The 10,427-nt window shown below is 66.6% G+C and carries 10 protein-coding genes; 4 read left to right on the forward strand and 6 right to left on the reverse strand.

Annotation, left to right across the window (positions count from 1 at the left end; all coding sequences use genetic code 11):
- The 6 genes from coaD to K0F86_RS25250 form a co-directional block, all read right to left on the reverse strand.
- Entirely contained in the window at positions 1 to 1,149 is a 1,149-nt protein-coding gene (gene coaD / locus K0F86_RS25225) for a pantetheine-phosphate adenylyltransferase (RefSeq protein WP_219136875.1), read from the reverse strand.
- A gap of 95 nt (positions 1,150 to 1,244) precedes the next feature.
- Positions 1,245 to 2,576: an ATP-binding protein gene (locus K0F86_RS25230; RefSeq protein WP_219136884.1), complete on the reverse strand. Its 1,332-nt coding sequence runs from the start codon at positions 2,574 to 2,576 to the stop codon at positions 1,245 to 1,247.
- Positions 2,577 to 2,578: 2 nt separating this feature from the next.
- Positions 2,579 to 3,238, reverse strand: coding sequence for a response regulator transcription factor (locus K0F86_RS25235; RefSeq protein WP_010400558.1), 660 nt, complete (start codon positions 3,236 to 3,238; stop codon positions 2,579 to 2,581).
- A gap of 97 nt (positions 3,239 to 3,335) precedes the next feature.
- Positions 3,336 to 4,850 (reverse strand): Do family serine endopeptidase, encoded by a 1,515-nt coding sequence (locus K0F86_RS25240; protein WP_219136876.1) that lies wholly within the window; start codon positions 4,848 to 4,850, stop codon positions 3,336 to 3,338.
- 265 nt (positions 4,851 to 5,115) lie between these two features.
- Positions 5,116 to 5,574, reverse strand: a complete 459-nt coding sequence (locus K0F86_RS25245; RefSeq protein WP_100874057.1) for an Hsp20 family protein — start codon at positions 5,572 to 5,574, stop codon at positions 5,116 to 5,118.
- A 144-nt stretch (positions 5,575 to 5,718) separates the two neighbouring features.
- A complete protein-coding gene (locus K0F86_RS25250) occupies positions 5,719 to 5,940 on the reverse strand; it encodes a helix-turn-helix transcriptional regulator (protein WP_219136877.1) in 222 nt (73 codons plus the stop codon).
- A 289-nt stretch (positions 5,941 to 6,229) separates the two neighbouring features.
- On the opposite strand from K0F86_RS25250, the gene K0F86_RS25255 reads away from it, so the two are divergent.
- The 4 genes from K0F86_RS25255 to K0F86_RS27880 all read left to right on the forward strand — a co-directional run.
- Positions 6,230 to 6,841: an RNA polymerase sigma factor gene (locus tag K0F86_RS25255; RefSeq protein WP_219136878.1), complete on the forward strand. Its 612-nt coding sequence runs from the start codon at positions 6,230 to 6,232 to the stop codon at positions 6,839 to 6,841.
- Positions 6,834 to 7,448 (forward strand): hypothetical protein, encoded by a 615-nt coding sequence (locus tag K0F86_RS25260; RefSeq protein ID WP_219136879.1) that lies wholly within the window; start codon positions 6,834 to 6,836, stop codon positions 7,446 to 7,448. The genes K0F86_RS25255 and K0F86_RS25260 overlap by 8 nt, the downstream gene beginning before the upstream one ends.
- Positions 7,445 to 9,136 carry a caspase family protein gene (locus K0F86_RS25265; protein WP_219136880.1) on the forward strand — a complete coding sequence of 564 codons (1,692 nt, stop codon included), beginning with the start codon at positions 7,445 to 7,447 and terminating at the stop codon, positions 9,134 to 9,136. The genes K0F86_RS25260 and K0F86_RS25265 overlap by 4 nt, the downstream gene beginning before the upstream one ends.
- Positions 9,133 to 10,427 (forward strand): tetratricopeptide repeat protein (locus K0F86_RS27880; protein ID WP_219136881.1); only part of this gene is annotated, 1,295 nt, incomplete at its 3' end. The genes K0F86_RS25265 and K0F86_RS27880, both read left to right, overlap by 4 nt.

A 10,427-nucleotide genomic window follows, 5' to 3' on the forward strand; every position in this document is an offset into this window, starting at 1 on the left:
TCAGCCGCGCGCCATCGCCGCGATCTCCTTCTGCATGTTTTCAATGGCCCGCGCGTTGTACTGGTCGGCGAAATACGCATCGCCAAACAGCTGGCCCGCCTGCGCCTTGCCGCATAAATGCTGCAGGGCCAGGCCCCGCTGCTCGTTGAAGCGCACGGGGTCCACGTGTGCGTATTCTCTTCCGATGGCTTGCGTGTAGGCTTGGTACACCTCTTCATCCTGGCCCAGGATGGCCAGGTCGGCGCTGAGCATGGCGTCCTTCAGCGCGTGGCTGATGCCGGGGCCCTGGAAATGGTCGGTGGCGCGTATCAATTGCGCCACATCGAGGTTGTCGCCCGCATCGAGGCCGCTGGCCAGCCACAGCTGGGCGCTTGCCTCTTCGCTCGAGTACAGGGCTTCGTCGTCGTGGCTGTAGACGGCGTCGTGGAACCAGAACGCCTTCTTGACCAGCGCGCTGTCGCGCTTCGGTGCAAAGGTATTGTCGGCCCACACGCGGATCTCGGACAGGCCGTGCACCAGGTGGTCGAGGTTGTGATAGTGACGGTCCGCGCCGCCATACGCCTGCGGCCCCGTCAGGTGCGCGAACCAGTGATCGGCCAGCGCGACGTCGGCCGCCGAAGCGGTGGCGTAATGCCACAGCGCTTCCCACTCCTTGCGCAGGCAGTCGAGTATCCACGCGTGGTAGGCGGGACCGGGGACGAATTTCTTCATGGTCCAGTTCCATCCCACCGGCCCTTCCAGCGCCTTGACGAAGCTGGAGCTGACGGAACCGAGGTCGCGCGGCGGCATGACGAAAATCGTCTTGGCGCCCTGCAGCACGTCCACATTGGTTTGCTGGATCAGGTTTTCATAGTCGAAATCGGCCGTCGTGCGGATGCCGCGGATCAGGTAGTCGCAGCCATGCTTTTTCGCCGCGCGCGCCGTGTAGTCGCCCTTGACGATGACCACCTGTACATTGTCCCAGCCGCACTCGCGCGCGCTCTGTTCGATGATGCGCTTGCGGTCTTCGGCCGGGAACTGCGGCTTCTTGGCGGGGTTTTGCGACAGGAACACGATCACCTCGTCGGCGAGCGAACGCGCTTCGCCGATCACCCACATGTGGCCATTGGTGATGGGGTCGAGGGTTCCTGAAAATCCGATTCTCTGCATGTGCGCTCCGTGGTCTGGTTCTGCTTGTTTCGCAGACAATATAGGGCCACGGCGCGCGCGTCAATGCAACAGGCCAAAGATGATGGTTAAAACACTCATTTCACGGCTTGCGGGAATTCCACGCGCACGCACAGGCCGCCCAGGCGTTCGGATTTGTCCAGCACCAGGCGCGCGCCATGGCGCTCGGCGATGGCCTTGATGATGGCCAGCCCCAGGCCGCTGCCGTTGGCATCCGTGCCGGGCACGCGGTAGAAGCGGCTGAAGACGCGTTCGCGCTCCTCGGGCGGGATGCCGGGGCCGTTGTCTTCCACCGATAACGTCACGCCGACGGGGCTGGCGCGCAGGTCGATATCGACCGTGCCGCCCTGCGGCGTGTACTTGATGGCGTTGTCGACCAGGTTGCGCAGCATGATGTTGAGCGCATCGGCCTGCCCCGCCACCTTGGCCGGGTCCATGTGGTGCAGGCCCAGGTCGATCTTGCGCGCCTGCGCGATGCCGGCCATGTCGCCCAGCGCCCGCTTGACGACGTCGTTCAAGTCCACCGCCTGCAGCTGGTCGCCGCTGGCGGCGCTCGCTTCCTGGCGCGCCAGCACCAGCAGCTGCTCGACCAGGCGCGTGGCCCGCTCGATGCCGGCGCTGACGCGGGAGATCGCCAGGCTGCGCTTTTCTTCCGATTCGGCCCGCTCCAGGCTCAAGACCTGCAGTTTCAGGGCCGCCAGCGGCGTGCGCAATTCATGCGCGGCGTCGGCGACGAAATGCTGCTGCGCGTCGAACGCCGTTTTGACGCGCCCGAACAGCAGGTTCAATTCATGCACCAGGGGGCGCACTTCGTCGGGCAAGCCCGCTTCCGATACGGGAGATAAATCGTCCGCCTGGCGCGCCGCCACCTGCTTGCGCACGCGCGAGACGGGCGCCAGCGAACCGCTGACGACCCACCAGACGACCAGCATCAATATCGGCGCCATCAGCGCGATGGGACCCACCGTGCGCAGCGCCAGGCTGCCGGCCATGCGCTTGCGCACGGCCATGTCCTGCGCGATCTGCACGGTCTGGGAACTGGTTTGCACGGAGAAGATGCGGTAAGTGGTGCCGTTGGCCTTCACGTTGGAAAAGCCCAGCACGGCGCGCTGCGGCAATTCCGCGCGCGTGATCGAGCGGAACACCTGCACGCCGTCCGGCGTCCACACCTGCACCACCATGTCATTGTTGACGGGGTCGGCCGGCAAGGCTTGCGCATGGTTGGCCAGCGGCGCGCCGGAGCGCAGCGACAGGGCCATCTGCTGCATGTGGTAATCGAAAATCTGGTCGGCGTCATACAGGGCGCTGCGGTAGGCGATCGACGCCTGCGCCAGGGCCGCCATGATGATGGCCGCCAGCAAAAACCACAGCAGGCGGCCGCGCAGCGAATGCGTCACCGTGACCTTCATCCTCATGCCTTGGGCACCATGTAGCCGAGGCCGCGCACATTCTGGATCAAGTCGCTGCCGAGCTTCTTGCGCAAGCCGTGGATATACACTTCCACGGCATTGCTGTTGACTTCATCCTTCCAGCTATACAGTTTTTCTTCCAGCTGCGCGCGCGACAGCACGATGCCGGGACGGGCGATCAGCGCTTCCAGCACGGCCCATTCACGCGCCGACAGGTTGACGGGATGGCCCTCGGCGATCACTTCGCGCGTCAGCGGATTGATACTCACGCCCTGGTGTTCGAAGATCGGTTCCGGACGGCCCGAGGCGCGCCGCAGCAGGGCGCGAATGCGCGCCAGCAGTTCGTCGAGGTCATACGGCTTCAAGACGTAATCGTCGGCGCCCGCGTCGAGACCGGCGATGCGCTGCTCGACGGCGTCACGCGCCGTGGCCACGAGCACCGGCGTATCGAGCTTGCGCAAGCGCATCGAGCGCAGCACGTCGAGACCGTCCTTGCGCGGCAAGCCCAGGTCCAGCAGCACCAGATCATAGGTTTGCGTCTGCAGGGCCGTATCGGCCATGTCGCCATCCTTGACCCAGTCCACCGCGTAGTGCTCGGCGCGCAGCAAGTCCAGCACCACCTCGCCGATCATCGTGTCGTCTTCTACCAGCAATAAGCGCATGGTTGCTCCTTGTTCAATTTTTCACCCCAACGGCGAAAGGCCGGGGTCGAACCCTGAGAGTTCGACCCCAGTATTTGCCCTTGGGTTTGTTTCTTCATTACCCCAGCCGCACGGGAATGAAGATCTTGTCCGGTCCCCGTTGTATCAGCAAGGCCACCGACTTGGCGGATTTCTCCACCACGTCGCGCACTTGCTCGACCGTGTTGACGGGATGGCCATTCACCGACAATAGCACGTCGCCCGGCTGCACTCCGGCATTCGCGGCGGCACCGCCCGCGTCTTCCACCAGCAGGCCGGCGCTGATGCCCGCCTCGCGTTTTTCATCCGATTGTAACGGACGCAGGGCCAGGCCCAGCTTTACCTTGCCGGCCGCGCCGTCGCTCTTCGCCACTTCGGCCACCTTGTCGGCCGCATTACCCAGCGTCGCCGTCAGGTTGACGATCTTGCCGTCACGCCAGACATCGAGGCTGATCTTGTCGCCGGGCAAGGACGTGCCCACCAGCGCCGGCAAGTCGGCCGAAGCGATGATGCGCTGGCCATTCACCTTGCGCACCACGTCGCCCGATTTCAGGCCCGCCTTGTCGGCCGGGCTGCCCCGCTCCACATTGGCCACCAGCGCGCCTTCCGGCGTGGCCAGCTTGAACGAGTCGGCAAAGCCCTGGTTCACTTCCTGCACCGTCACGCCCAGCTTGGCGTGGCTGGCCTTGCCCGTGGCGACGATCTGGTCCTTGATGCGGCCGGCCAGGTCGATCGGGATGGCGAACGACAAGCCCTGGAAGCCGCCCGTCTGGCTGTAGATCTGCGAATTGATGCCGACCACTTCGCCGCGCGTATTGAACAGCGGGCCACCCGAGTTGCCGGGGTTCACCGCCACGTCCGTCTGGATGAACGGCACATTGCTGTCGTCGGGCAGGGAACGGCCCTTGGCGCTGACCACGCCCGCCGTCACCGTGCTGTCGAAGCCATAAGGCGAACCGATGGCCAACACCCACTCGCCCACTTTCAGGTCGCTCGAATGGCCGAGCGGCACGATGGGCAGGTTGTTGGCGTCGATTTTTAATACGGCAATATCCGTCTTCGGATCGGTACCGAGCACCTTGGCGCGGAATTCGCGGCGGTCGTTCAGCTTGACCGTCACTTCGCGCGCATCGCGCACCACGTGGGCATTCGTCATGATGATGCCGTCCGGGCTGACGATGAAGCCGGAACCGAGGCCGTGCGTGGGCACGTCGCGACCACCGCGCTGCCCGCCTTGCGGGCCCTGGAAGCGGCGGAAGAATTCGAAGAACGGATCGTTGCCGAAGTCGTCGTTGCCGGCCTGGGCCGATGGGTCGTAGGCCACCTTGGTGCTGCCCGTGACGCTGATGTTGACGACGGCCGGGCTGTTGCGCGCGGCGATCTGGCTAAAGTCGGGCAAGGCCACCAGCGGCGCGCTGGCGGCGGGCGCGACAGCGGCAGCCACGGGGGCGGCGGCGGCGGTCGCTGCGGCATTCGCGCCGGCATTGTTCTGATGCACCACCATGGCGCCACCGGCGCCCAGTACACCGATCGCGGCCAGCGCGGCTACGGTGCGTTTGATTTTCAGCGATGCGGTATTCGTTTGCTGTTCCATGAATTGCTCCTCATTCAATGAGATTTTGATGTATGCAATAGTGGGCCACGAGTCTTAGGCGGTGCTTAACATTTTTCCATTTGGAAACAGGCGTTGGCGCCTTTAAGCATCGCTTAATCCAGCGTTCCGCATGGCGGGCCATGGAGGGCATACAGGGCCTGGACGTGACACTGGCCGGATCAACCGGCCAGTATTTTACTGCATGGGAGGGTAGCCTCCTGGCTGCCCGGGCTCCCGAGGGGCGCCGGGGTCAGCTCAGATCAGATCAGGCTGCCTGGCGCTGTTCCAGCACGCTGACGGTATCGCCGCCCGTGCCGATCTCGATCTTGCGCGGTTTCAGCGCTTCCGGCACTTCACGCACCAGGTCGATGGTCAGCATGCCGTTTTCAAACGTGGCGCCCGTGACCTTCACGTGATTGGCCAGCTGGAAACGCTGTTCGAAATCGCGGGCAGCGATGCCGCGGTGCAAGAACGTGCGCTCGACGCCATCTTTCTGCTTGCGGCCCGTGACATGCAGCGAGTCGCGTTCGGTAATGATATCGATCTCTTCGCGCGAGAAGCCGGCCAATGCCATCACGATGCGGTATTTGTCTTCCGATACCAGTTCGATGTTGTACGGCGGATAGCTGGGCTGTGCATCGGCGCGCTGTTCGTTGAGCAGCTGTGCCAGGCGGTCAAAGCCGATGGCGGAACGGTACAGGGGGGCAAGGTCAAAAGTACGCATGATAACTATCCTTTTCAAATGAAGCGATAAGAGGGGCGGACCTCACCGTGAGCATCCGCTTGCTACCAATCTAAGGACGATCAAGCGGCCTTCAAGGCCTTGAAAAAGACGATTTTTGCCCCAGTGCCGAAAATAATTTTGAGGCTAGCCGTCGCTGCGCAAGGCGCAGGCCAGTGCCGTCCGATTGCTCACGCCCAGCTTGCGGTAAATCATATGCAGCTGGTTGCGCACGGTGGCGGGCGACTTGTCGAGCGCGCGGGCGATCGATTTGTAGGGCGTGCCGCGCATGGCCATGGCCGCCACCAGCCGCTCGGCCGGCGTCAGGCGCTGCATGGCGACGTTGCAAGAGGAAATATTTTCATGCATGGGCTGGCTCCCCGCCCCTGCTGGCATCGCGCAAGGTCTTGCCGCGTTTTCTCATGATGGGACTGTCCTTTTCGGTTTGGCGGACCCGCTGCAATGCGGCCCTTCATGCTCTTGTTCGCAGCGCGCCGCCATCCGGTTCAATCTTTTTGCACTGACATTGCGCCAGCCCCTGCGCCCGCGCCTTTGCTGGCCTCGCTCTTACTAATACTGCACTATTTCCCCGATGCTATAATTACCACGACGCAATTGCCTGCCGCCCCCATTCAACCCGCCCCTCCTTCCCGTGACCATGAGCGCATTGCCTGTCAATCCCGCCGAACTGCTCGCTGCCATGGCGGCAGGCGACCAGCGCGCGCTGGACGCCCTGTATCGCGCCTGGTCGCCGCGCGTGCGCGTGTTTGCGCGCCTGCAGCTATCGGGCTCGGGGCTTGATGGGCACGCGGTCGCCGACGAAATCACGGTGGACGTGTTCCACGCTATCTGGCGCGCGCCCATGCGCTACGACGGCCGGGTGGCGTTCGGCACCTGGCTGCTGACCCTGGCCCGCAACAAGGCGGTCGACCAGATTCGTCGCCATGGCAAGCGCCTGGCACGCGAAGTGCCTCTCGACAGCGATAACGAGGAGCAGCAGGAACAGGCGGAACACGATCCGGGACCACAGGTGGCGAGGGAAAGCCTGCAACGACGCCATGCCGTGCTGAAATGCCTGCTGCGTCTGCGCAACCCGATGCAGCGCGAAAGCCTGACCCTGTGGGCCATCGACGACCTGTCGGTGGCCGATATTGCCCATATTCAACAAGCACCGGAAGGCACCGTCAAGACGCGCTTGTTTCATGGCCGCATCAACTTACGCCAGTGCATACAGCGCTGGTTTGCCCAGGAAGGCGGCCGCCATGGCTAAGTCCATCGATCCTCAGGAACAGGCGCTGCGTGAGATGCTGCCAGACTACCTGAATGGCCATGCCCCCGCGGACGTGGCCAGCCGCATCGCCGCCAGACTGGAAGACGATCCGCACTGGGCCGCCGATGCCGACTGGCTGGGCGATATCCGCACCGCCATCGAGGCTGAAGCGGCCAGCATGGATCCCGCCGCAGGCCTGGCGGAACTGCATCGCCGCCTCGAACGCCCCGGCTTCTGGCGCCGCTGCTACCAGCGCCTGACGCTACCTGCACTGGCACCAGTGGCCATCACGGCGCTGGCCAGCTTGTGCATAGGCCAGGCGTGGCTGCTGTGGCAGCAACCTGCCCCGGCGGATCAACTGCGCTGGCGCAGCGTGCCAGGCGCAGCGGCGCCGCCGGCCAGCCTGCGCGTGCAATTCCTGCCACGCGCCAGCATGGCCCAGGTCGCTGCAGCGCTGGAGCAGGCACAGGCAGGCATCGTCGCCGGCCCCCTGCCTGACCACAGCTATCTGCTCGATGCGGCCAACCCGCCCGCAGCCCTGCAAAGCCTGCGGGCCAGCGGCGTGGTGGCTGCGGCATCCCTCGCCAGCGGGCCAGGGGCGCAATGAAAAACAAGCGGCGCTGGGGGCGCTTGCTACTGCTGAGTTACCTGCTGAGCGGCGCGGCGCTGGCCGGCGAACGCCACGCGCTGCTGATCGGCGTGGGCGCCTTGCCCGCCATGCCGCGCAGCAGCTGGCTGGCCGGCCCCGCCTCGGACGTGGCCGCCATGCGCGACGCGCTACGGCAACAGGGTTTCGCCGATGAACATATCTACCGCCTGGCCGATGATGCGGGCGCCAGCCAGGCGCCCACCCGCGCGGCCATCCTGGCGCGCCTGGCGCAGCTGGAACAGTCGCTGGGCAAGGACGATCTCCTGCTGCTGTACTGGTCGGGCCACAGCGTGCTGCTGCCCGTCTATCCGGGACAAGCCGCCGCGCCACAGGGACGGCGCACGCGCTTGCTGACGCGCGACAGCCAGGTCAGCCACCAGGGGCGGCAGCTCGATGGCGGCCTCGATAGCAGCGAACTGGGGCGCGCCATCGATGCGTTTGCCGCGCGGCAGACACAAGTCGTGGCCGTGTTCGACACCTGCCATGCGGCAGCGGGCACGCGCAGCGGCGATGGCCTCGCGTGGCGCGGACTGGCGGCGAGCGACATCGGCTGGCGCCCGGCCCCTGGCAAGGGCACGCCGCCCGACGAAGCGCGGGCGCGGCCCCGTTATGTCGGCTTTTTCGCCGCCGAAGCCCAGCAGCGCACGCCGGAGGCCGCCACGGCCGACACGCCGGGTCTGGCAGCGGGATTGTTTACCCGGGCCGTCATCGCCGCCTTGCAGCGCCAGCCGCAAACCTATGCCATGTGGGCCGCCAGCGCCACGCAGCAATACAGGAGCGCATTGCAGGCTTACCAGCTGCCCCGCTCCGCCTGGCCTTCGCCCGTGTATGCGGGGGCGCTCGATGCGCCGTTGTGGCATGGCGACGATGCGGCCATGCCGGCGCCGCGCTGGCCCGTGCGGCGCGATGCGCAAGGCTGGCTGGTGCCGTTCGGCTTGCTGGACGGCATGCGCGACGGCGACCTGTTCCAGCATGCGGACACGCGCTGGCGCGCCAGCAAGGCTGGCTGGGGAGAAACGCGGCTGACGCTGCTACCGGGCAGTGCCGACGCCGCAGCGGGCTGGGCCACCCGCACGCCCGCGCCGCAGCCTGCGGGATCGATACGCCCGGGCAAACAGGGAGAGCGTCTCGCCGCCCTGCTGGCGCTGCCCGCCACGCCGGGCCCGCCCCTGCTCGACGCGCGCATCGAACTGACCCTGCCGGGCAAGGCGCCGCGTCAACTGGCATTCGCCGATGGCGACCTCGGCGTGCTGCCGGCCGGCACGCGCATCCGCCTCAGCGTGGAAAACCGCAGCGCCGCTTCCGTCGACCTGGGTTTGGCGCACTTGCCGCTGGACGGCCCCGCCACGCGCATTTACCCTGCCCTCGACGGCGACAGCAACCGCATGCCGCCCGCCATCGGCGCCGGCATCAGCCGCATCGAGCGCAGCTTCGTCGTCAGCGGCCCCCACTATGGCGTGGAATGGCTGGCGCTGGTGGCGGCACCGGCGGCAAATGGCACCCTGCCGCGCCGCTTCGCCATCATCGAAGCGTTGCCGGCCCTGCTACCCACGCGCGGCGCGGCCAGCGTTGCAGTCCCCGTGGCGGAAGCGGGCAACCCCGACCAGGCCCAGGTGGCCCGGCTGTCCTGGCGTTCAGTCCGATGAGGCACCTCGTCCTGGGCCTGTTGCTGGCCGTATCGGCCTTGCCGCAAACGGCATCGGCCGGCACCTGCCAAGCCGTCATCGCGCCATGGCTGGCGCAGGCGAACGACGCCAACGACAAGGAACAGCCGGCCGTCTCGCTGCCCCTGTTCCAGCGCAGCGTGGCCGCCTGCCGCGCGGCGGACGACCGGGCCGGCATCGCCACCGGCCTGCTGGGCGTGGGCCAAAGCCTGCACATGCTCAACCGCTACGCCGAGAGCGAACAGGTCTTGCTGGAAGGCTGGGCCATCCGCCAGGCGCTGGACGACGGCGATCCCGGGCGCGAAAGCATGTACTACCCGAGTGAACTGATGTACCTGTACCGCCAGTGGAGCCGCTTCGACCTGGCCTGGCAATGGGGCGACATCGCGCTGGCGGCGAAAGCCCGTCTGATCGGCAAGGACACGGTATCGTATGGCACCAGCCTGTCCAACCTGTCCGGCGTGGCGCTGCAGACCAAGGAGTATGCGCGCGGCCTGCCGTATGCGCGGCAAGCCATGGAAACGTGGGCCCGCACCTCCGGCGAGAACAGCACCGACCATGCGTGGGGCATGCGCGACGTGGGCGTGCTGCTGCTGCGCATGGGCCGCATGGAAGAAGCCTACGGCTACCTGGAGCACGCCTACCGGATACGCCTGGCGGCCTTCGGCGAAAACCGCACCGAGACGCAAACGAGCGTGACCGACATGGCCAACTGGTACACCCTGAGCGGCAACGACCGCCAGGCGCTGGCGTTCGCCCAGCGCGCGCTGGCCATGGCGGTGCAGCGCTCGGGGGCCGACTCGATGCCGGCCAGCGTGGCCCTGAACCGCCTGAGCGGCATCCACCTGCGCCTGGGCGAAAGCGGCAAGGCATGGCAGGAGGCGGAGGACGGCCTGCGCATCCGCCGCGCCCTGTTCGGCGACCGCCATGCCAACACCGTCAGCGCCTGGCAGGACGTGGCGCTGACGGCGCTGGCGGACAATCAGCTGGGCCGCGCGGAAGTGGCCGCCGCCGCCGCGCTCGAGCATTGCCGCGCCGTGTATGGCGAAGCCGCCGCCACCTGCGCCGCGCACCAGCTCGCGCATGGCGGCGCGCGCATGGCATTGGGGCAGTACCAGCAGGCGCTGGAAGCGGCGCAGGCGGCGGCGCGGCTGGCCATGTCCGGCGGCCAGGCGCTGCCGGCCGACGAAGCCGATGCGCTGCTGCTGGCGGCGCAGGCACAGGCCGCGCTGGGACTCCAGGACGCGGCGGAAACGGCACTGGCCGGCCTGGA

Source organism: Janthinobacterium sp. UMAB-60 (assembly GCF_900095235.1).
In the GTDB taxonomy this organism is placed as follows: Bacteria; Pseudomonadota; Gammaproteobacteria; order Burkholderiales; family Burkholderiaceae_D; genus Janthinobacterium.